General features: G+C 46.2%; 20 protein-coding genes. 5 read left to right on the top strand and 15 right to left on the bottom strand.

Translation table 11 applies throughout. The features are described 5' to 3' along the window. Nucleotides 1-17: 17 nt before the first annotated feature. From BMY62_RS13380 to BMY62_RS15995, 5 genes are all read right to left on the bottom strand, one after another. On the bottom strand, nucleotides 18-500 hold the full coding sequence (locus tag BMY62_RS13380) for a hypothetical protein (protein ID WP_256207623.1): 483 nt from the start codon (nucleotides 498-500) through the stop codon (nucleotides 18-20). Nucleotides 501-749: 249 nt separating this feature from the next. Next, nucleotides 750-1298 carry a glycine zipper family protein gene (locus BMY62_RS13375; protein WP_090660985.1) on the bottom strand — a complete coding sequence of 183 codons (549 nt, stop codon included), beginning with the start codon at nucleotides 1296-1298 and terminating at the stop codon, nucleotides 750-752. A 20-nt stretch (nucleotides 1299-1318) separates the two neighbouring features. Next, nucleotides 1319-1720, bottom strand: coding sequence for a hypothetical protein (locus BMY62_RS13370; RefSeq protein WP_090661031.1), 402 nt, complete (start codon nucleotides 1718-1720; stop codon nucleotides 1319-1321). Between the two features lie 115 nt (nucleotides 1721-1835). After that, complete coding sequence (locus BMY62_RS13365; protein ID WP_371264093.1) at nucleotides 1836-2345, bottom strand: hypothetical protein; 510 nt, start codon at nucleotides 2343-2345, stop codon at nucleotides 1836-1838. Nucleotides 2346-2362: 17 nt separating this feature from the next. Next, nucleotides 2363-2884, bottom strand: coding sequence for a hypothetical protein (locus tag BMY62_RS15995; RefSeq protein ID WP_143058824.1), 522 nt, complete (start codon nucleotides 2882-2884; stop codon nucleotides 2363-2365). Nucleotides 2885-3209: 325 nt separating this feature from the next. Here BMY62_RS15995 and BMY62_RS13355 point away from each other — a divergent pair, with 325 nt between their 5' ends. Beyond that, on the top strand, nucleotides 3210-4079 hold the full coding sequence (locus BMY62_RS13355) for a phosphoribulokinase (protein ID WP_090660974.1): 870 nt from the start codon (nucleotides 3210-3212) through the stop codon (nucleotides 4077-4079). Nucleotides 4080-4166: 87 nt separating this feature from the next. On the opposite strand, the gene BMY62_RS16580 is transcribed toward BMY62_RS13355, so the two are convergent. After that, complete coding sequence (locus BMY62_RS16580; RefSeq protein WP_256207622.1) at nucleotides 4167-4298, bottom strand: hypothetical protein; 132 nt, start codon at nucleotides 4296-4298, stop codon at nucleotides 4167-4169. Between BMY62_RS16580 and uvrD the strand changes: the two genes are divergently transcribed. Next, the gene (gene uvrD / locus BMY62_RS13350; protein ID WP_090660971.1) at nucleotides 4297-6522 is read left to right on the top strand and encodes a DNA helicase II; all 2226 of its coding nucleotides are present in this window, start codon (nucleotides 4297-4299) and stop codon (nucleotides 6520-6522) included. The genes BMY62_RS16580 and uvrD overlap by 2 nt on opposite strands. 106 nt (nucleotides 6523-6628) lie before the next feature. Here the strand turns inward: uvrD and BMY62_RS13345 are convergent, their stop codons facing one another. The 7 genes from BMY62_RS13345 to BMY62_RS13315 all read right to left on the bottom strand — a co-directional run bounded on the left by BMY62_RS13345 (nucleotide 6629) and on the right by BMY62_RS13315 (nucleotide 14747). Continuing rightward, complete coding sequence (locus BMY62_RS13345; RefSeq protein WP_090660968.1) at nucleotides 6629-7036, bottom strand: PAS domain-containing protein; 408 nt, start codon at nucleotides 7034-7036, stop codon at nucleotides 6629-6631. A 328-nt stretch (nucleotides 7037-7364) separates the two neighbouring features. After that, nucleotides 7365-8861, bottom strand: a complete 1497-nt coding sequence (locus BMY62_RS13340) for an OprO/OprP family phosphate-selective porin (protein ID WP_090661028.1) — start codon at nucleotides 8859-8861, stop codon at nucleotides 7365-7367. A 453-nt stretch (nucleotides 8862-9314) separates the two neighbouring features. Beyond that, nucleotides 9315-10013 (bottom strand): phosphate signaling complex protein PhoU, encoded by a 699-nt coding sequence (gene phoU / locus BMY62_RS13335; RefSeq protein ID WP_090660966.1) that lies wholly within the window; start codon nucleotides 10011-10013, stop codon nucleotides 9315-9317. A 30-nt stretch (nucleotides 10014-10043) separates the two neighbouring features. Next, nucleotides 10044-10934 (bottom strand): phosphate ABC transporter ATP-binding protein PstB, encoded by an 891-nt coding sequence (pstB, locus tag BMY62_RS13330; RefSeq protein WP_090660963.1) that lies wholly within the window; start codon nucleotides 10932-10934, stop codon nucleotides 10044-10046. 27 nt (nucleotides 10935-10961) lie between these two features. Next, the gene (pstA, locus tag BMY62_RS13325) at nucleotides 10962-12263 is read right to left on the bottom strand and encodes a phosphate ABC transporter permease PstA (protein WP_090660960.1); all 1302 of its coding nucleotides are present in this window, start codon (nucleotides 12261-12263) and stop codon (nucleotides 10962-10964) included. Then, entirely contained in the window at nucleotides 12256-13638 is a 1383-nt protein-coding gene (gene pstC / locus BMY62_RS13320; RefSeq protein ID WP_090660958.1) for a phosphate ABC transporter permease subunit PstC, read from the bottom strand. Before pstC ends, pstA begins: the two co-directional genes overlap by 8 nt. Before the next feature lie 53 nt (nucleotides 13639-13691). Then, nucleotides 13692-14747 (bottom strand): PstS family phosphate ABC transporter substrate-binding protein, encoded by a 1056-nt coding sequence (locus tag BMY62_RS13315; RefSeq protein WP_090660952.1) that lies wholly within the window; start codon nucleotides 14745-14747, stop codon nucleotides 13692-13694. A gap of 363 nt (nucleotides 14748-15110) precedes the next feature. Here BMY62_RS13315 and BMY62_RS13310 point away from each other — a divergent pair, with 363 nt between their 5' ends. Beyond that, a complete protein-coding gene (locus tag BMY62_RS13310) occupies nucleotides 15111-16985 on the top strand; it encodes a pyruvate kinase (protein WP_090660949.1) in 1875 nt (624 codons plus the stop codon). A 119-nt stretch (nucleotides 16986-17104) separates the two neighbouring features. Here the strand turns inward: BMY62_RS13310 and BMY62_RS13305 are convergent, their stop codons facing one another. Beyond that, nucleotides 17105-17881 (bottom strand): MEDS domain-containing protein, encoded by a 777-nt coding sequence (locus BMY62_RS13305; protein ID WP_090660946.1) that lies wholly within the window; start codon nucleotides 17879-17881, stop codon nucleotides 17105-17107. Between the two features lie 201 nt (nucleotides 17882-18082). Here BMY62_RS13305 and BMY62_RS13300 point away from each other — a divergent pair, with 201 nt between their 5' ends. After that, nucleotides 18083-18298, top strand: a complete 216-nt coding sequence (locus BMY62_RS13300) for a hypothetical protein (RefSeq protein ID WP_090660943.1) — start codon at nucleotides 18083-18085, stop codon at nucleotides 18296-18298. A 22-nt stretch (nucleotides 18299-18320) separates the two neighbouring features. Here BMY62_RS13300 and BMY62_RS13295 read toward each other — a convergent pair whose 3' ends face one another. Further along, nucleotides 18321-21038, bottom strand: coding sequence for a cation-transporting P-type ATPase (locus BMY62_RS13295; RefSeq protein WP_090660940.1), 2718 nt, complete (start codon nucleotides 21036-21038; stop codon nucleotides 18321-18323). A gap of 433 nt (nucleotides 21039-21471) precedes the next feature. On the opposite strand from BMY62_RS13295, the gene BMY62_RS15990 reads away from it, so the two are divergent. Next, nucleotides 21472-21660 (top strand): hypothetical protein, encoded by a 189-nt coding sequence (locus BMY62_RS15990; RefSeq protein WP_143058823.1) that lies wholly within the window; start codon nucleotides 21472-21474, stop codon nucleotides 21658-21660. The last annotated feature ends 72 nt before the right edge of the window (nucleotides 21661-21732 follow it).

Below are 21732 nucleotides of genomic sequence, written 5' to 3'. Positions count from 1 at the left end.
TGAATCAGAATAGCCTTTTAATCAGGTTTTCTTTTCAGGAAATTCATAATTCTTTCAACCTCTGAGCCAATCTGATGAGATGGATAATTTTGGTTTTCAAGTTCTGTTCTGATCAAAAAAGCCATTTCCAGAATTAAGAGTTCCGTCGTTCTTTTGTCGCCATTTTCGAGCGCTTCCTGATATTCTTTCTGGAACCGATTGATGGCTTTGGTCATTCTGGTATTGTTCTTCTCGCTCGGCAAGATAGTACTGAGCTCATATTTCAAGTTGCTGGATATGGTGGCAACCTGATCCGTGTTGGCCTGAATAGATTCTACTGGAAAAAGTTTCTGAATATAAATTGAAGTCATAATAAGCGTAACACCCGATACAATAACGGTAGCTACGAAACGTCCAAAACCATATTCTTTTCTAAAAAATCTAACTGTTTTGCTTTTTTTAAAACCACGTCTGATTAATGCTGCCAGTCCAATAAAAAATAAAATGGCGCCAGCAGCCATAATAATGGGTACGATCGGATTCACGTTATTAAACTCTCCCTGTATAAGCTAGTTTTATGATTTCTGGTTTGAATACGCTGTTAACAATAAGCGCGTCTGTTTTGCAATATAAGCCGATATTATTGTCAAATTATGGCAGTATCGCAATGCCTGTATTTTAGCTTAAAAAGGATGACGTCAGCGTTGTCCGTGTTGTGATCAGTTAACCAGGTTGTCCGCCGACTTTGCCAAGGGACAACCTGGATCAATTTATTGTGGAGGTGGCGGTGGCGGATTTCCCGGTGGTGGCGGCGGCGGTGTAAACCCGGGTTGAGACGGTGATATCTTAATCGGTTTTTGCCTGACTGTTGTTGGCACCTCGCTGGTTATTTTACCGGAAACGGGTACACGATGGCCTTTTGCATACATGCACTGAATGTAACTGATATCATAACGGTACTGGTTTTCATAACTGGATGTTCTGGCAGTACCGCTTCCGGCCAGGCCGCCCGCAAGTAATCCGGTCCCGGCGCCTATGGCAGCACCTTCGCCGCCGCCAATAGCGGCACCTGCGGCAGCGCCAAGGCCTGAGCCGACTGCTGCACTGGTTAGACCGCTGGATGTTGCAGCTTGATTTGCTGTTACACCGCCGATCTGCTCGTAAGCATAACGTCTGCACTCATAGTCATCGTAGCGGAACTGCTCAAAGCTTTTACTCGACCCGGGCAAAACCATAACACTGGGTCCGGTTGGCAGGTTGACACACGCTGTCAATACCGCAGGCAATATAAAAATAATTTTTTTATGTATTCTGGGCATGTCAAATCTCCTTGTAATGTTCACTGATGTTCTGGGGGGGTGGGGCTAACGCGCAGCCAACCGCCTGGGCATTGTTTGACATAAGGATAATAACCCTCCGGGTTCTGGCAATAGTACCAATAATTCATCTGTGGTTGGGTCGGAGCGACCTGTTCCTGCTGTTGTATATACACAGGTGGTGTCGACGGCACAATAACGGGTGGTGTCATAGGAACAACTACAGGCGGGTAGCTATAGATCGGAGGATAAAAAAACGGGTCATAGAAGAACGGATCATAATGGCCATATCCAAAATAACCCGGATGACCGAGATGTATGCCAAAATTAAACCTGTCTATACGGCCGCCATGAGCAGCTGCTTGAGAGCATATCAGACAACCTGCCAGCGGGATTACAAGCATCAATACAATTTGTTTCTTCATATGAAAATTAAATAATCTGTATAACAATACTTTGCTCTTTTGACAGATATGGGTAATAACTGTTTCCCTGTTGCCAGAAATATTTAAAGCAAAATTTGTCATTTTCCAATATTGATCAGTGGCGATAGCCTGGCGGTGGCGGCGGAGTTGATATCCTTTTGCTGCTAATGGTAGGATTGATATGTGCTCCCATATTGCCAGCAACCGGAACATGATGGCCTTTGGCGTACATACACTGAATATAGCTATTGTCGTAACGTTGCTGGTTGATATGACCGGAGGTTGTGGCGCTTCCGGAACCAGTAAGCCCGCCTGCCAGTAATCCAGTACCGGCACCGATAGCGGCACCCTGGCCACCACCAATAGCTACACCGGCGATTGCACCCAAACCGGCCCCAATAGCTGCGCTGCTCAGACCGCTGCTGATTGTAGCGTCTGTAGCTGTTTTGCCTCCTAATTGATCGTAGGCATATTGTCTGCATTCATAATCGTCAAAACGAAACTGCTCAAAACTGCTGTCTGTTTTCGGCAAAACCAGAACACTTGGGCCAGTGGGCATGGCGACACAGGCAGAGAGAAACAGAACCGCAGTCAGCAGCATGAGTTTGGCTAATAGGGTTATCACTGGGTGTATGACCGTTTTCAGGGCGATTGTGGAGCTGGCTGGGGAGCGACTTGGAGCCATCCCTCAGGACATTGTTTTACATATGGATAATAGCCTTCAGGATTGCGACAGTAATACCAGTAGCTTGATTGAGACTGAGTTGAATCAACAACAGTCACTTTTCTCTCAATATACACTGGCGGCGTTGCCGGTGCAATCAGCGGTGAAGGATATACATATGCGCGGGAATAGTAGTAAGGGCTGCGGTATCTTGACCAATACGGATAACCATAAAAGCCGGGACCATAAAAACCGCCAAAATTTAACCCGAAATTTATCCGGGAATGATGATGTCCAAAATGGCGATGTCCACCGCTAAAGTGACCCCGTCCGCCTCCAAAATGGCTTGGTCCGCTACTTCCTCTGAAGTGTCCTCCACCACCACCGCCACCGCTTCCGAAGCTGGTGCCTTGTCCACCACTGCCGCGTGCCCAGAGTGAATTATTGAATGCTAAGCTTAATACCGTGAAAAAAAATAAGAAAAATATTAGCTTTTTCATCGCTGTCACCTCGTTGAGGTTATGCAGGCATCTCATGTACAGATACAATAAAAAATAAAATACTACCCGGAAATGATTGCATTGTTCTTCATTTTTCAGCTTTTTGCCTAGTACTCTATCAATATCATATTGATAGAGTACTAGTTGACAATGCTGTGGAATAATTCTAGCGTATTCAACCTGAATGTATACTGAACACTGCGACACTTCTTATAGCACCGTCCAAAATATGCGGAAAGCAGGTTCATATTAGAGTAAAATGCCTTCGATCGTATTATTACCGGAATGGTAAATCTTTTGTAAAAATTTTGAGGAGTAAATAAATATGTCGCAGAAACACCCGGTTATAGCGGTTACCGGATCATCTGGCGCAGGTACATCAACGGTTAAAAACAGCTTTGAACATATTTTTAGACGGGAAAAATTAACGGCTGTTATTGTAGAAGGTGACAGTTTTCACCGTTACGACCGCGAAGCCATGAAAAAGGCGGTTGCTGATTCTGAAAAAGATGGTGGTCGGGCAATCAGTCATTTTGGCCCGGAAGCCAATGAATTTGAGAAGTTGGAAACCCTGTTCAAGGAGTATGGAGAAAGTGGTTCCGGTCAGACCCGTTTATATCTGCACAACGAAGAAGAAGCTGCTCCCTGGAACCAAAAGCCGGGTACATTTACGCCGTGGTCGGCGATAGAGCCAGGTTCTGATTTATTGTTTTATGAGGGACTGCATGGCGGTGTTAAAAGTGACACTGCAGATGTTGCTAAGTATGTCGATTTGCTGGTTGGAGTAGTGCCGATAGTCAATCTGGAATGGATCCAGAAAATATTTCGCGATACCAGTGCGCGCGGTTATTCAGCAGAAGCTGTGACGCATACAATATTGCGCCGTATGCATGATTATGTACATTACATTACGCCACAGTTTTCCCGTACTCATATCAATTTCCAGCGTGTGCCGACAGTAGATACATCCAACCCGTTCATAGCGCGTGAAATTCCGACATTGGATGAGAGCATGGTGGTAATACGGTTTAGACATCCGGAGCACGTGGATTTTTCAAACTTGCTGACCATGATTCATGATTCGTTCATGTCTCGCCCTAATACCATTGTGGTTCCAGGCGGAAAAATGGGTATGGCCATCGAACTGGTATTAACGCCACTCATACTGGATATCGTTACCAAAAGCAGGGCTTAAATGTTATTGTCAATGGTGATTAATTTAGAGATCAGATTTGTATGGCGTATTGTATTGACTATTGACTGCCATTGGTCTGGTTCTGAATTAATCAGCAGGTGAATAATAAGCAAAACGTGGGTTTTTGGCGTTGACTTTTCGTCCGTAACAAAGAAATACCCTGAGCTGACCAACACTGGTACCCAGTGCATACAGCAAGAAATTGTACCGTATTACCATGACTTCTCCCTTACTGGCAGGCCTGAACGCTCAACAACTGGAAGCAATTACGTTACCGCACCAGTCAGTACTTGTGCTGGCAGGGGCCGGCAGTGGGAAAACCCGTGTGTTGACTACGCGTATTGCGTATCTGATACAGTCAAACCAGGCCAGCCCTTACAGTATACTGGCAGTTACATTCACCAATAAAGCGGCAAAAGAAATGCTTACACGGATTAACGCGATGTTGCCGGTGAATACGCGTGGTATGTGGGTAGGAACATTTCATGGCTTGTGTAACCGTTTGTTGCGAGCACATTATCAGGAAGCCGGGCTGCCACAATCATTTCAAATTCTTGATACGGCTGACCAGTTAGCGATGATCAAGCGCATCATGAAGCGTCTATCGGTAGATGACAAGCGATTTCCGCCACGTCAGATACAATGGTTCATCAATCATGCGAAGGAGGCCGGTCAACGCGCAGCCGATGTTATCGTAGACGATCCATTTTCCCGGCATTTACTCGAGTTCTATCTGGCCTATGAACAGCAATGCAACCGGGAGGGTGTTGCTGATTTCGCAGAGCTCCTGCTGCGTAGTTATGAATTACTGAATCGAAATGAAATTTTGCGAGATCATTATCGCGAACGTTTTGATCATATTCTGGTAGACGAATTTCAGGATACAAACCGGCTTCAGTACAACTGGCTCAAATTACTGGCTGGTGTCGGAACTGCCCATGCAGCTGCAGTTTTTGTCGTAGGCGACGATGACCAGAGTATCTATGCATTCCGAGGTGCGGATACCGGAAATATGAAGGATTTCGAGCGTGATTTTGCTATCTCGACAATTATCAAGCTGGAACAGAATTATCGCTCACACGGCAATATTCTGAGTGCTGCCAATACATTGATTGAAAACAATGAGCAACGTCTTGGTAAAAATCTGTGGACGGCTGAGGGTGAAGGTGAGCCTATTCGTGTGTATCGGGCGTTCAATGATACTGACGAAGCCAGTTATATTGTCGATGAAATCCGTGCATTACATGCGGATGGTGTCATGCTTTCCGATATTGCATTACTGTATCGTTCAAATGCGCAATCAAGAGTATTGGAGCATAGTCTGTTTAATGCTTCGCTGCCATATCGCGTGTATGGCGGTATGCGTTTTTTTGAACGTATGGAAATCAAACATGCGCTGGCATATTTACGCCTAGTTGCCAATCCTGAAGACGACAATGCCTTGCTGCGCATTATCAATTTTCCTGCGCGTGGTATCGGTGCGCGCAGCCTCGAGCATTTGCAGGATGTCGCGCGTCAACAAAACAGCAGTTTGTGGGAAGCAGCATTGCTACAATGCGGTGACGAAATAAATCTCGACACAGCCACCGCGAGCAACGCAAAAAGTAAAAAGGGCATAACAGGTTTTGTGATATTGATTCAGACATTGCGTCGGGACTGGGAGCACATGCCGCTACCCCAGATTATCGAACGCGTTTTGCTGCACAGCGGACTGCTATCGCACTACACAACCGAAAGAGAAGGGGCGGACAGGTTGGAGAATCTGCATGAGCTTGTCAATGCGGCTATCAGCTTTGTGCACGAGGCAGAAGATGACAGCCTGCCTGCATTTTTGGCGCATGCGTCGCTGGAAGCTGGCGAACATCAGGCAGGAGGTGGTCAGGATGCGTTGCAACTCATGACTGTGCATGCCGCAAAAGGGCTCGAATTTCATTCGGTATTTTTAAGCGGTCTGGAAGAAGGACTGTTTCCGCACGATAACAGTCTGAATGAAATAAAAGGACTTGAAGAAGAACGGCGTTTGATGTACGTAGCGATAACACGCGCACGCCGGCGCTTGTACTTTACTTTTGCGCAGAGCCGCATGTTGCATGGCCAAACGCGTTACAACATAGCATCACGCTTTGTTGAAGAAATTCCAAAATCATTTCTGAAATGGATCAAGCCATCCAGAGATATTAGTGGGAGTGGCAGGATGTCAAGTTACGACATGGGGGCGGCTTTTTCGACTGCTTCAGTAGCAAGTGGCGAGAAACTGTTCAAAAGAACACCAGTAGCTGACGGACAATGGCATATTGGTCAGGCAGTTACACATGCCAAATTTGGCGAAGGTGTTATTCTCAATTATGAAGGAAGCGGTAGCGAGGCGAGAGTGCAGGTAAACTTTGCCCGGGCCGGAACTAAATGGTTGATGCTTGAATACGCTAAATTGACACCCGGCTAGAATGCTGGTCTTTATTGATTGCAGCAAACACGTATCGAAGCGGATTCTCGACTGGTCACTTGAAAAACCACATACAGTATGCACAGGTTATTTCGGGTATCAGCTATCATTCCACGCGATTTGATTGTGCGCAATACAGCATAACGAGGATTTGGTGCTGACCGACGTTCTTGATGTCATTAAAATAAAGTTCGCAACCAGTCTGCATTTCACTGCCTGTATTGACCTCGAACTTGTGACCGATTCTCGAGAGAAAGCGAAGATAGGGATTGACGCGCCCCTCTGTCTTCTCGATCAGTTCAACGGTTGCCAGTTTGGGAATGACACTGGATATATGATGTTTACCGGAATGGGATTGATCCGGTGAATGGCCCAGTAACTGCGAGCCTTCCTGGTTTGCTTCCAGAATCATGCCGTTGTTCGAGAGTATAAAAATTGCCGCTTTATCTCGATGCGATTGAGCTGAAGATTGTCGAATTATTCCGGATGTAACTGTTTTTGATTGCAGGTTCATAAACCGATCTCCTTTGAATTGCCAGCCCTTTGTCCATGTCTTGCACGGCCTCTGGACCAGGTTACTGTGTTTAGTGATAATAAAATTGTTGTGTGCGAATACGGGCAGTAGTAGTTATGGTTGCATGAATGATCTTCCTGTTGGAATGCGCTTGCCTGGTAATTTTCAAATGACTGGTCGCTCGTTTTGTGCCTGATGTTTACGTAACTGGATTACTAAAGCTGTACGGACATCAAATTTTCTCGATAGAGGTTTTTTTCATTATTGCATGTTTACATGACATTTTTTAGACAGTGGTGCGCGCAGAAAGCCGAAATGGTCGGAGTAATTAAAAAGCCATTTGTGCGCGAAACATGAAGGTATCCAGGTTATCTGCTCTGCTGCCGTCACGTCTTGTCAATGGTGAATTCCTGATTGTTAGCACATGATCGTAACTTGCCATAAACCGTACAATACGATTGGGGTACCAGTTCAAGCCAACGGTAAGATTGCCCAGTTTCCCCCCCTTGTACATACCGTCATTCAGATCGACCTCTCCGTAACGGGCCGCGATTTCCCAGGCGCCCCAGCCACCGTTGTTCAAACTGAACGCGCTGTTGGGAATCACCCGGTAAAATAGTCCATCTGTATAGACCCGCGGTTCTTTCGTTAGTGTCCATGCAGCTTCTGTATACCAACCCTGGAAGCTCAAATCCGGGGTTCCCTGCAGATTTGTCCAGCTGTGCGTATATTCTCCGCCCACACTAAAAGGACCCAGGAGACCATGTCCCTCGACACCGAGCATGACAATATTATCGACACCGGAAATATCGGTTCTAATCAGATTAAGATTTGACATGTGGGTCGTTTCATACGCTAAAGAAAGCGGTGTATCGATGATTTCACCAGCGTCATTCGGCTCGCGAAAATTGCCGGCAATACCGATATGGATAACACGATCCGCCTCTGCAATCGGCGCGAAAGTCATTCGGGAATTGATCGCCCACCCTTCGTCTGCGAATGTGTTGCGTTTGTTTGCGTCGATTGTGTCGCCGTATATCCCGATCTGGCTTGTCCAGTTTTGACCAAGACCAAATATAGCTGTTCCGCTTGCAGATATATTCAATCCAAGCGCACGGTCTACAGTGGGTCCATTCAATACATTCATGACCGAGCGCTCCAGAAACAGAAGGTCGTTTGAACTTTCCTGCAGTTCACGGCTGAAAGCCTGTTTCTGTTCACCGACTCTGATTCGCGCAAATTCCGTTCCATGATACTGGATGAACATGTCCTTGACCGAGACTTCGTTATCTGCAAAATCCACTTCAGTTTTGAAAAACCAGTCCCTGAAAAAAGTACCTTCAAATTTCAGGCGTCCGCGGCGTATTTCGGTGCCATTATTTGCTTCGATTCCATTTCCGCCAGCATCGACAAAATCGTCGCCGCTGCTGAAAGTTGCATCAGCATGAATTCGTCCACCTAATCTGAAATTGAAATGCCCGTTGTTCGATCCAAACCGAAAGGCGCCATCCTCGCCCAATGAAATGTTTGCTTTCAGTTCATCGGATTCATTGAAAGCTTCGCTGTTGGTATTATCCTTGTCTGCAATAACGGTGTGCCCATCCGCGAGCGGTTCTTCTGGCATATCAATATCGGCAGGATTGTCTAAAACTAAAGTGCCAATGCGTTTTCTACCCGGACCTGGTTCTATGAAAAGCTGTTTTGTTTCCGTATCGACATAGACATCAACAGCCAGTGAAGTCGAAGGCAGGACTAGAATAAAGAGAATAAGCACAGCTCCAAGTAATTGAAAACATGTCTCTGCTGGCGGTCTTCTTGTATTCATTTTCCAATTTTTTTGGGTTGTGGTGTGTTCAGTGATGATGTATGGCTGTTCTAAGCCAATACGTTCAAAATCTGAAATTTGTGTTGTAAGTATCGATATCATCAATACTTTAGTTGAAGCAACGTAAACTATTTGTGAAAACGAGGTTAACCCGGTAACCGTAATGAATAGTTGTTTGGAATGGTAACAGGAAATCAGTGTTTATTTAGGCCCGTGATAATAATTAAGGCTGCCGCTTGGGCTTTTTATCGGGCGGTGTTAATTGCCGGGCTGAAGATCACATGAAAAAGAACCCATGGCCAGCGACACAGAAAGCGGGGGCAGGGATGGTATACAGTCGATTTTCATAAACACTGATTGGTACCGAAGGATTTTGTGGTGCTGTGATGGATGGCGTATTACCGAGTACGGACCGTATCTGGACACAGGGTATATTGTAAGAAGTGAATAAAATCAGGTTTGATCGTTGTCCGAATGTCGAATATCCGATCCACTGACCATATAGACGACATACTCCGCCAGATTATGTGCATGAGCGTCGATACGCTCCAGAGATTTTAAGACCAGTATGATATTGATGGCGTATTTCATGTTCAGCGCGTCTTCCAGTATGAAAGATGTCAACCTGCGAAGACTGGCGTTAAATTCTTCATCCAGACCGGCCTGACTCAGCAGTTTCCTTGCCCGTGTTATATCCAGTATCCTGAGAACTTCGATTGCCTCCCGCAGAACAGTACAGGCAAGATCGCCAACCAGCTCAATCTCGCGCAGCATGTCGGAGTTTTTCCTGCCAGGTCCGTTATCATGAACACGGGTGGAAAAATGAGTGATGCGAGTGGCTTCATCGCCCAGGCGCTCCAGGTCGGTGACTACTTTCGAAAAACCCATGATGGCACGCAGGTCCCGCGCCACTGGACCCCGTTTCGCCAGTACTTCGGTTATTGTGTTATCAATTCTCTTTTCTAACGAATCAACCTGGGATTCCCGTTCGAGAATGGCTTGTATGATCTGTTGATTATCTTGCTGAAACGATTCAAGTGCTTTACGTATTTGTTCGAAAACAAGTTCGGCCATTTCCAGAACTTCGTTATGCAGCTGTTCGAGTTCGCCATCAAAGCGCCGAATCGTATGACCTTCCAGTCTGCCAGGCATGGAATTTTTCTCCTTCTATATTATCTGTCTCTAACCAATTCGGCCTGTAATGTAATCACTGGTTAACTGGTGTATCGGATGGGTAAAAATCTGCTCTGTCTTTGCCACCTCGATCAGGTTGCCAAGGTGAAAATAGGCGGTACGATGTGAAACACGAGCTGCCTGCTGCATGGAGTGGGTCACAATGACAATTGAATAGTCTGTACACAATTCATTCATTAAATCCTCGATTACCGCAGTCGCAATAGGATCCAGTGCGGAGCAGGGTTCATCCATCAGAATGACTTCGGGATTGATTGCAATTGCGCGCGCTATACATAAACGCTGTTGTTGTCCGCCAGAAAGGCTTGTACCCGGCTGGTCGAGGCAGTCTTTGATTTCTTTCCACAGACCTGCTTTTTGCAAGCTTGTGATAACAATTTCTTCCAATTCAGCTTTGTCTCTGGCCAGACCGTGAATACGTGGGCCAAAAGCAATATTTTCGTAAATCGATTTTGGAAATGGATTGGGTTTCTGGAATACCATTCCTACGCGCGCACGTAATGGTACGACATCAATGGAATTATCATTAATATCCTGGCCGTCCAGTTCAATGTTTCCTGTAACCGAGCAGTTGTCGATGGTGTCGTTCATACGGTTCAGGCAGCGTAAAAAAGTTGATTTTCCGCAGCCTGAGGGTCCAATCATGGCTACAATTTCATTGCGTCCTATATCAAGCGAGATGTTTTTTACCGCATGCGTACTGCCATAGTACACGTTAACATCGGTGCAGCGAATACGCGGATCGTCAACAGTGACGGTGCCGACTGTACGCTGATCAGATTGTGCAGATAGAGTGCCTGAGACAGGTTCTGTGGCAGGTGCTTTCTGAAGCTGTAGGATATTTTGACCGCTCCAGTGTTTTCTTGAAGCAATTGACATGACAATTTTTCTCCTGATTTTCGAATATCACCATCTGCGTTCGAATTTTTTTCGCAGCATGACGGCAATGGCATTCATGATGATTAGGAATCCCAGCAGCACCATAATTGCCGCAGAGGTGCGTTCGACAAATGCCCGCTCGGGGCTGTCAGCCCACAGGAAAATCTGCACGGGCAGTACTGTTGCGGGATCAAATATGCCGGATGGAATATCCACGATAAATGCGACCATGCCGATCATCAATAAAGGAGCGGTTTCTCCAAGCGCCTGCGCCATGCCGATAATAGTTCCTGTTAACATGCCGGGAAAAGCAAGTGGCAGCACGTGAAAAAAGACCGTTTGCATTTTCGATGCACCGATACCAAGCGCGGCCTCACGTATGGACGGTGGTACGGACTTCAGCGCTGCTCGGCTGGCGATAATAATGGTCGGTAAGGTCATTAAAGTTAGCACCAGTCCACCAACCAGTGGTGCCGAACGTGGAAAACCAATAAAATTGATAAAAACAGCCAGGCCCAGAAGTCCGTAGACTATTGACGGTACGGCAGCGAGGTTATTGATATTGACCTCGATGAAATCGGTCCATTTGTTTTTCGGTGCAAACTCTTCCAGGTAAACAGCGGTTGCAACGCCGATGGGAAACGATAACAACAGCGTAACCATCAGTGTGAGAATGGATCCCATCAATGCGCCCCGGATGCCGGCCAGTTCCGGTTCTCGCGAATCGCCGTTGGTGAAAAATGCCGTATTCAGTTTTAATGACAATTGTTCCTGTGCGATCAGCTGATCCAGCCAGACAATTTGCTGATCGCGCAGACGTCTTTCCGCTTCCGGCGCTTCGCGTTTCATGTGTCCTTTGATCAGCATGTCCACGTCGTCATTTGCGGGCACCCACACTGGCGTGGTTTGACCAATCAGTGCAGGGTCCTGCATGACCATGTTTCTGAGCTGGTAGGTTGCGCCTATACTGACAAGATCATAAAGCAACCGTTTTTCCTGGCGGCTGGCGGCCTCAGGAAACTGTGAGCGCAGACTCTGTTTGACCATTCCGCCATAGTCAGCAGTGGAAAGCGCTTCGGTGTCATTATCTTTGCCGGATACTGTAAAGTACTGCTCGTCAAAATGAACTTCAATCTGGATGAATGTCTGCTGAAATGCTGTGTAACCCTTCGAAATAATGCTGGAAAAAAGAATGGCGACGCATGTTATTCCGAAGAGCAGTGACAATAAGCCCATGCGATGAAACAGCTTTTCCGACGCATGGCGTTTTGCGAGCCCCTGATTGATGCGATCAATTGTTTTCGGCCTGGCAGGCATCCGTTTATTCATACTGTTCCCGATACTTTCTCACCACATATAAGGCAACCATGTTCAGAATCAGCGTTACGATAAACAGAACCAGTCCAAGCGCGAAAGCGGCCAGTGTTTTCGGACTGTCAAATTCCTGATCGCCGACCAGTAATGTAACAATCTGGACTGTGACTGTTGTAACAGATTCGAGTGGGTTGGCGGTCAAATTGGCTGCGAGACCGGCCGCCATGACAACAATCATGGTTTCGCCGATGGCGCGTGATACGGCCAGCAGGATGCCGCCGATAATCCCGGGCAGCGCTGCCGGAATGATGACTTTCTTAATGGTTTCGGACTGTGTTGCACCCAATGCATAGGCTCCGTCACGCAGCGTTTGTGGAACTGCATTGATAACATCATCCGACAGCGATGATACAAATGGTATTATCATAATGCCCATGACCACACCCGCAGCCAGTGCACTTTCGGAAGATACGTCAAGTCCCAGTGATGCGCCCCAGCCTCGGATCAACGGTGCCACGGTTAAAGCGGCAAAAAAGCCGTAGACTACCGTTGGTATTCCGGCAAGAATTTCAAGCAGCGGTTTGCCCAGCGATCGAATACCTGGCGTGGCATATTCGGACAGATAAATGGCTGTCATCAGGCCTGTCGGCGCAGCAACCAGTATGGCAATGGCTGAAACCAGCAACGTTCCAGTGAATAACGGTACTGCACCAAAGGCGCCGGACGAACCAACCTGGTCGGAGCGAATAGCGGTTTGCGGACTCCACTCCAGACCAAAGATAAAATTTGTAACAGGAACAGCCTGGAAGAAACGAATGGCTTCAAACAGAACGGACAGTACGATACCCAGTGTCGTTACGATGGCAATAGACGAACATACGACCAGAAAAATCATGATTACCCGTTCAACCTTGTTACGTGCACGTTGTTCTGTATGAATTCTTGATCGTGCTAACATGGCGCAGCCCATGGCAAGTACAATTGTGACGATGGTGAGAGCCATGTTACTGATCTGCTGCAGTTCCCGGTAGTGATTTGCCGCTGCTGTAATTTCCGGTGCTACGCTTGTTGCGGGAATGTTGCCATACACTACGTTTCGTATTTCATTCAGAACAAGATTCAATTGCTGTTCTGGCTGCGATGCAGTGTGTTCAGATAAATTGAAAAGAACAAGCTGTGAAATCACCGTCCCTTCAAAAAAATGCCAGAAAATGAAAATCAATAATGCCGGTACACCACACCAAAGCGCTACGTAATAACCGTAATAACCGGGCAGTGAATTCAGTTTGCGGATATCGCCGGCAGACACAGCCAGTGAACGACGACGACCCAGGATAAAACTGAATGCTGTCAGTGATAAAAGAAGCAGAACGAGAAATGAGGTTGGCATTTTATGGAAATAGATGTCAGTGGCCGGTTAACCGTTTATATAGTTTGATTTGGTTATTCGCTGTCCATAAAAATGTTTGCCCTGAGCTGTCTGGCGTTTTCTGTAAAGTGGTCGCGTTCGGCGGCCGTCATGGGTATCAATCCTTTATCAGTCAGGTAGCCATCTTCTCCCCAGGCTTTTTCGCTGGTGAATTCATTCAGGAATGCCTGAATACCGGGTATCATGCCAACATGTGATTTCTTGACATATAGGAACAGCGGGCGGGAAACCGGATAGCTGTTATCTGCGATTGCTTCAAATTCAGGTAAAATGCCATCTATGGCCAGTCCCTGTACTTTATCCGTGTTCTGTTCCAGAAAGCTGAAACCAAATATGCCCAAAGCATGGGGATTGGTCTCGAGTTTTTGTACAATCAGATTGTCGTTTTCACCTGCTTCTATGTAGGCACCGTCCTCTCGAATGGTATGGCATATGGACTGATATTGTTTTTTGTCCGTTTTTTTCAGCGTTTCAATCCAGTCAAACCGGCTGCAACCAGCTTCCATGGCCAGTTCAACAAAAGCATCGCGGGTGCCGGAAGTCGGTGGTGGCCCGAGTACTTCGATGGCAATATTTGGCAGGCGATCATTGATTTCTTTCCATGTTTTATGTGGATTGGGAGTCAGTTCGCCGCTGTTTTCAGGATCAGGAATCTGTTTGGCCAGGGCCAGAAACAAATCTTTACGGGACAGGCCAAATGGAGAAGTTTCTTTTGAGTTGGCGATGACAATCCCGTCATAACCGATTTTTATTTCTATAATGTCAGTCACGCCATTTGTAGCACACATATCGATTTCTGACTGTTTGATGGCGCGCGATGAATCGGTGATGTCCGGGTATTTAACTCCGATCCCATCACAAAAAAGCTTAAAACCACCACCGGAGCCGGTGGATTCTATTTTCGGTGTTTTGAATTGCGTTGTTTTGCCAAAGGTTTCAGCAACCACGGTAGCAAACGGGTAGACTGTAGAGGAGCCGACAATGCTGATATAGTCGCGTACCGCCTGAGCATGTGTCTGGCTTGAAACAAGAAAAAGCATTGCCGTCAGGATGAGCAATCTTTTAGACATTTTTTTCTCCAGGAAACAGCAAAATATCGATGAACTGTCAGGAAAATATTGCATCAGGGCCAGTTCAGCGCTTAAATAACTGATATTTTGACTTTCACGTGTTACAGAATTATGACAATGGTTTTACTCGCCGACGCAACGGGCGGTCGTGCGGTTTTGATGATGCATGTTTCACAGTAATTTGCGGCAGATTGAAATGAGGCGCATGTGGCTGCGAGGATATGCGTGCCGGAAAATGCCTTGCCAGTCAGATAATCTCTGTGTTTCGGTATGGCGTGCTTGTGTGCTTCAGGGTGTCATTAAATTATCATATTAATTTCATAATATTCATTCCATGCATAAATTTTATTTTGTAACTATGTTATGAATAGCAATTGTCATGATACTGAAAGCAGGTTTGAACTGCTTTACGATGAGATCAACGATTTGATCGAGCATGTATGGATAAGGGGGCTTGCGCGCGTGGACCAGTATGGCGGTCCCGATAAATCCCGGACATTGTCCAAAAGTATTGTAAATTTAGGTCACTATCTTGCGATGCGCGAGATTGATTTGCGCCCGCTTCAGGAGAAGCTGGCGCAGGCCGGATTATCTTCGCTTGGACGGGCTGAGCCGCACGTTTACGCCAATCTCAGGAATGTCAGAGATATGCTTAGTCGCTCCCTCGGCAAATCCACTCACGAAAAAGCCGGTTTTTCGTATCCTGAATTCGGTGAAGGCGACAAAATCCTGGCAAAAAATGCCGCCACGATACTGGGCAACGTCAGGCGCAAAATGACGCGCACCATGGTGACGTTACCAACCGAAGCTGCAGCGAACGAAAAACTGGTGCGCGATTTAGTGAACGAGGGCATGAATATCGCACGCATCAATTGTGCGCATGATGATATATCGACATGGCACAGGATGGTTGACAATATACGCCGAGCCAGTGCCGAGCTAAACGCGCCATGCCGCATTCTCATGGACCTGGCCGGCCATAAGATACGTACTGGATCAATAATGAGTGATCCGCAATCGCTCTTCATCAAAATCAAAAAAAAAGGTGGCGATCACTATCCGAATGCGATCAGGTTCGACATTGTTTCTGACGAGCAGAACCAGCCGGAGATTACTGATAGTTCAAAAAATGCATTTATTTTTCCGGTGCCCAGAGCCGTGTATTCGAATCTTGAGAGCGGCGACCGGTTAAGTCTGGTGGATGCACAGGGAAAGTCGTGCTTTATCAATATTCTTCTTGCACCCGAAAACAACCGTGTTATCGGGCTGTGCGATAAAACGATTCATCTTATAACGGGTTTGCTTGTTACCTGGCAGCGGCGGATCGATACAAGCTATGCAGACCAGCATACGTTCAGATTTGTCAATCTGAATACAGTGGCAAAAAAGGCCCGTTTGTTTACAGGGGATTTATTGTTTCTTCATAAACAGCCGCCACACGGTTTCGTGCTCAATGATCGATCTGATGAAGCGTTGAAAGCGGCGGCGCATATCAGTTGTTCGTCTCCGGATATCATCGATATCCTTCAGCAGGGCGATCGGGTATGGATTGATGATGGAAAAATCAGCGCGTATGTTTCTGAAAAGGATGCTGATTATGTTGTGCTGCGTGTTACCAGGGCCGGTATCAAAGGTGCAAAGCTGAAATCAGACATGGGACTCAATTTTCCTGAAACAGTCCTGAATTTGCCGACACTGACGTCCAAAGACCTGTCTGATCTGGATTTCATATGCGCACATGCGGATATTATTGGCCTGTCTTTTATCGAAACTGCTGATGGTATCAGCGAATTGATTGCAGAACTGCAGCGTCGCAATGCAACCCAACTCCCGATTATCGCTAAAATTGAAACCGCCCGCGCGGTAAAAAATCTGCCGGAAATTCTGTTTGCCAGTTTGTCTCGTCATCCTGTTGGTGTGATGATCGCGCGCGGTGATCTGGCTATCGAACTCGGTCATGTACGTATGGCTGAAATTCAGGAAGAAATTCTGTGGTTGTGCGAAGCGGCACACGTGCCGGTGATCTGGGCCACGCAGGTACTTGAGTCCATAGCCAAGCATGGAATCGGTTCAAGACCGGAATTTACCGATGCGGCAATGAGTGTACGTGCGGAATGTGTCATGCTGAACAAAGGTCCTTATATACTGGATGCTTTGCGTTCACTGAATGCCGTCCTGAAATGTATGCAGGCGCATCAGCGCAAGAAAATATCCCGTTTGCGCGCCTTGCACTGGTGATCACTGCCGGCAAATATTTCATTTGGCAACTATCGGTGTATCAGTGTCCGGGAATTGGGTATTGCATTTGAATTGCTGTATATGTGATGTGTTATATCCCGCGCGCAACTTACCAGGCGTTAAACACCAAGAAAGTGGTTCAATGGATAGTGAAATGTATCATTATGACATTTGAGCGCACTCAATATTGCGGTGCCCGAAAATAATCTGGCATCGTACTGGCAGAGACTGATAACCGGAAAACGGTGTCCAAGCCCCTGGTTGTAGCGGGTTTCAAAATTGTAAAGTTCTTCCATTCCGAATCCTTTTTGCAACGCCCAGGCCATGTCTCCGAGTACGCGCATTCCCTGAATTCCCTGTTTATTAGCCTGCAAAAACGCCTGTTCGAAAAAAGCGTATTGTTCCGAGCAGCTTGCCATGCCTTCAGATACAACAAGTCGTCCCTCCTGAATATCCTGATCTATGCCGGGTCTGGCATCGCGAAGCTCGTTTAGAATAACTGTCTGAACATCAGCTGCAGCAATCAAAAAACAGCGGCTGTCTTCCTGAAACCCGCCAAGCAGGAAGGGTACGGCCAGTTTCAATCTTCCCGGATCGGTGTCATAGAAGGCGCATAAATGGGTGCCGTAGTTGATTGAAATACCTTCCAGCGTGATATGTGCAGTCTGGCGTGGCGTTTGATCAGACCGGCAGGGATTTTCAAGGAGCCTGTTCTGTTCAAGGTATGCGTTAAGATCGCTCAAACGAAATCTTCTTTCGCGCCTGGCGCCGATGCGTAAGCATGGCAATTTCCCGGCGTCTGTCCAGCGTCTCAATGAAACTACACTGGCATTCAGAATTTTGGCGGCCTGCTTGATGTTTAACAGCGATTCTGCAGTATTTTCATTGGTATGCATTGATGTTTTCTCCCGAATGATCGGATTGTACCCCAGCCGGTTGAGATCAGGTTGAACGCGGCAGACTTCATAAACTGCTTGACAATTATTATAGCATCCATCACATTAGATAATGAGTAGTATTGATCAATTGTGTATAGCAATGAATATTAAAACAAGTGGCAAGTATGTCATACAAACTAACCCGTGAAGGATACTGATATGAATTCAAAACCCGGCGTTATTCATGATTCGAGTCTTTATGAGGCTTTCAGTCGTTCGCCCGAGCGAGCCGCGGGGAATAAGCCCTGCTTGTCGATCTACCGTTCGCCGGGCAAGGCCGAATACGGTGCTTTTAGTTACAAAGCACCAGTTGATGGTTTGCTGCAAATCGGCGGACCGCAATATTTGCTGACAATGCTGCGAGTGATCCAATAATCAATGATCCAACCAGATATATTCAGGCTGTGCGTATTTGGCGTAGCAGTAAACGTAATTGTTTCTCAATTTCAATGATTGCGAATAGTATTACACCAACCCCAACGATCAGCACTCCGTCCCAAAAAGGTACAGATTCTGTTGCGAAGATGGCCTGCAAGGATGGTAGATAAGTAATGGCCAATTGCGATACTGACACACATATGACAGCAATCCAAACCGCCTTTGTGCCTTGTACCGCTTTCCATGTAAGCGAAGTGCCATAGATATTTCTGACAAAAAACAGGTGAAATATCTCCATGACAACAAGAGTATTCAATGCAATGGTTCGTGCCAAGTCAAGCGAATATCCTTGATCTATAGCGTAAGTATACATACCAAAAACACCGCAAAGAAACAGAACCGAAACCAATACTATATGCCATACTAGCTCACCAGTAAGTAGCGGTGTGTTTCTTGGGCGGGGAGGACGTCGCATTGTATCGGCTTCAGTTGGTTCAAATGCCAGTACCATGCCCAACGTAATCGCTGTGACCAGATTAACCCAAAGAATCTGGATTGGCGTGATCGGCAATATCATTCCAAATAGCAAAGCTACAATAATAGTCAAAGCTTCACCAGCGTTTGTAGGCAAAGTCCAGCTGATCACCTTCTTGATGTTATCGTAAACTGTTCTTCCTTCACGGACAGCAGCAGCAATCGAAGCGAAATTATCGTCTGCCAGAACAAATTCTGCGGCTTCTTTTGCGGCCTCGCTGCCCTTCAATCCCATCGCAATGCCTGCATCAGCGCGCTTTAGCGCAGGCGCATCATTAACGCCGTCTCCAGTCATGGCAACAGCTAGGCCATGTGATTGCAGTCCCATTACCAGACGTAATTTGTGCTCCGGGCTTGTTCGTGCAAATATATCTGTTTCCAAAACTGCAGAAGCCAGTGCCAGGTCATCCATTCTGTCAAGATCAGCACCCGTGAGCACCGTCTCAGGATTTTGCAGGCCTATTTGCTTTCCGATCGCTGCGGCCGTTCCCTTGTGGTCTCCGGTAATCATTTTGACACGTATACCTGCTTTGTGACATTCGGCAATAGCTGTAATAGCTTCGTGCCGTGGCGGATCCATCAAACCCATTAAACCAATAAATATTAGTCCTTGGTTGACATCAGAATATTCAAGAACTGTGTGTTCGGGGTTTACTGGTTTGAAAGCGAATGCCAGCACGCGCTGCCCCATCGCAGCTATTTGATCGGCTTTTTCGTGCCAGTATTCTGTATCAAGGGGTTCGGTTGTATCTGAAACTGTTCGCTGCTGACTGCACATGGAAATAATCTGCTCAGGTGCGCCCTTCACGAAAATGAAAGCATGTTTTTCGTGGTCATGATTCAGAGTGGCCATAAATCTGTGCTTGGCGTCAAAAGGAATTGCATCAGTCCGCGTCCACACCGCTTGTTCTTTACGGACATCAAGACCAACTTTACCGGAGAGTGTAAGTAGTGCGCCCTCCATTGGGTCTCCTTCGACAGTCCATACATCATTATGTAGAAGTAATGATGCATCATTGCACAGTGCAGCAGTTCGCCCAAGTTCTTCAAGGATGATATGTTCCCGCACGTTGACATGAACATCGTTGATCCTGATCGCGCCTTTTGGTTCGTATCCGCATCCTTCCAGAGAGAAGACATGTGATTGTGTCACTACAGAAACCACCATCATTTCATTGCGGGTTAATGTGCCGGTCTTGTCGGTGCAGATTACCGATACTGATCCCAGTGTTTCAATGGCCGGTAAGCGCCTGACAATGGCATTACGGCGTGCCATAGCCTGAACACCTACCGCAAGTGTAATGGTAAGAACAGCAGGTAATCCTTCGGGTATGGCGGCAACAGAAAGTCCGACGACTGCCATAAACATATCGGAAAATTCGAAATGACCGACAAAATGACCGAACACTAGGAGCAGTGCTGCGATAAGCAGAATCAAAGCTGTTAACCACTGTGCGAAAACATTCATTTGTTTAAGCAAAGGCGTAGTCAGTGTTTCAACAGAGGAAAGCATGCCGCTAATTCGTCCGATTTCTGTCGCGGTTCCGGTTGCTACAACAATTCCCCGTCCAATACCACTGGTTACAAGCGTTCCACTGTATGCCATGCATTTTCTGTCACCCACTGGGACATTTGCTGTAACAGGATTCGTCTTTTTATCTATTGGCACAGATTCGCCAGTTAGGATTGATTCCTGAATTTGCAAGCCGCTTGCCTGGATAAGTCGCAAATCCGCAGGCACTTTGTCACCAGCCTCAAGTAGAACAATATCTCCGGGTACCAGCATTTCACCATCGATTGTCTGCCGGACTCCGTCGCGCAAAACAGATGCTTTGAGGGCAAGCATTTTGTGAATTGCGTTCATTGCTTTTTCTGCTTTTCCTTCTTGAACAAATCCTATGATGGCATTGGCAAATACAACTAAAAGAATAACCGTAGTATCAACAAGATGATTCAATAGAGCAGTGATCGCGGCTGAACACAACAGGACATAAATTAAGATATTATGAAATTGAAGTAGAAAACGAATCAATGCACTTCTTTTTTTGGTTTCTGGTAGACGATTTGGTCCATATGTTTCAATACGTGACGCAATGTTTTTACCGGACAAGCCATTAAGACTGGTTTGAAGTATATCCAGAATGTTGGAGACGGCAATTGTATGCCAGACATGCTCAGTTGTTTCCCCGGTTTTCTTGCTCATTTCATAGTGCTCCCTGAACATACGGATTTAACTTGTAAGCCATTATATCAATCTGGATTTCAATTATAATTCAAAAAATATTTGCGTCAGACAATATAATTGCTCGTATGTGTGCATTATGATTATTGTTAATGCACGGCGGCTTCAGGGCAATTTCTTTTATTGATAGTTAAAGGTGGCTCGCAACTCTTGAAATTGATTCCATCAGAGTGCAATGTTGAAATGCGGCCTATGTTGTATTGGAAAAAGCAGTGTAAGACAACGGGGAAAACAGGTGGTCCAAAAAGATATGGAATATGGCAACTATTACTGTAATATTTTTCGATGAATCTACTTTACTTTTTACTTTAAGAAGTTTTGATGAAGATTTCTCAAGTAATACACAATACAGCTATTTGACGTTATTTATTGACTGGAATGTGGAGCTGTTAAATTGAAAGGAATCGAGAGGATTCTGTGCGTAATCGTCTCAGAAAAGGATTGCAGACCTGCACTAGAGCGGGCCGTGATGCTGGCGGAAAATAATCAATCAAGTCTGACAGTCGTCAAAATGGTAGAAAGTCTCGCAGGAGCGCTGAAGTTATTAAAAAATAAAGCAGCTAGTACTCCTTCAATAAAATAACTTAGGATGTTAAAGTTATTCCTCAACAGATAACTATAACCTGTTGAGGATTATGACGATGAGAAAACGCTA

This window comes from Nitrosomonas marina (genome assembly GCF_900111605.1).
GTDB lineage: Bacteria > Pseudomonadota > Gammaproteobacteria > Burkholderiales > Nitrosomonadaceae > Nitrosomonas > Nitrosomonas marina_A.
This window is presented reverse-complemented; position numbering and strand designations above follow the sequence as displayed.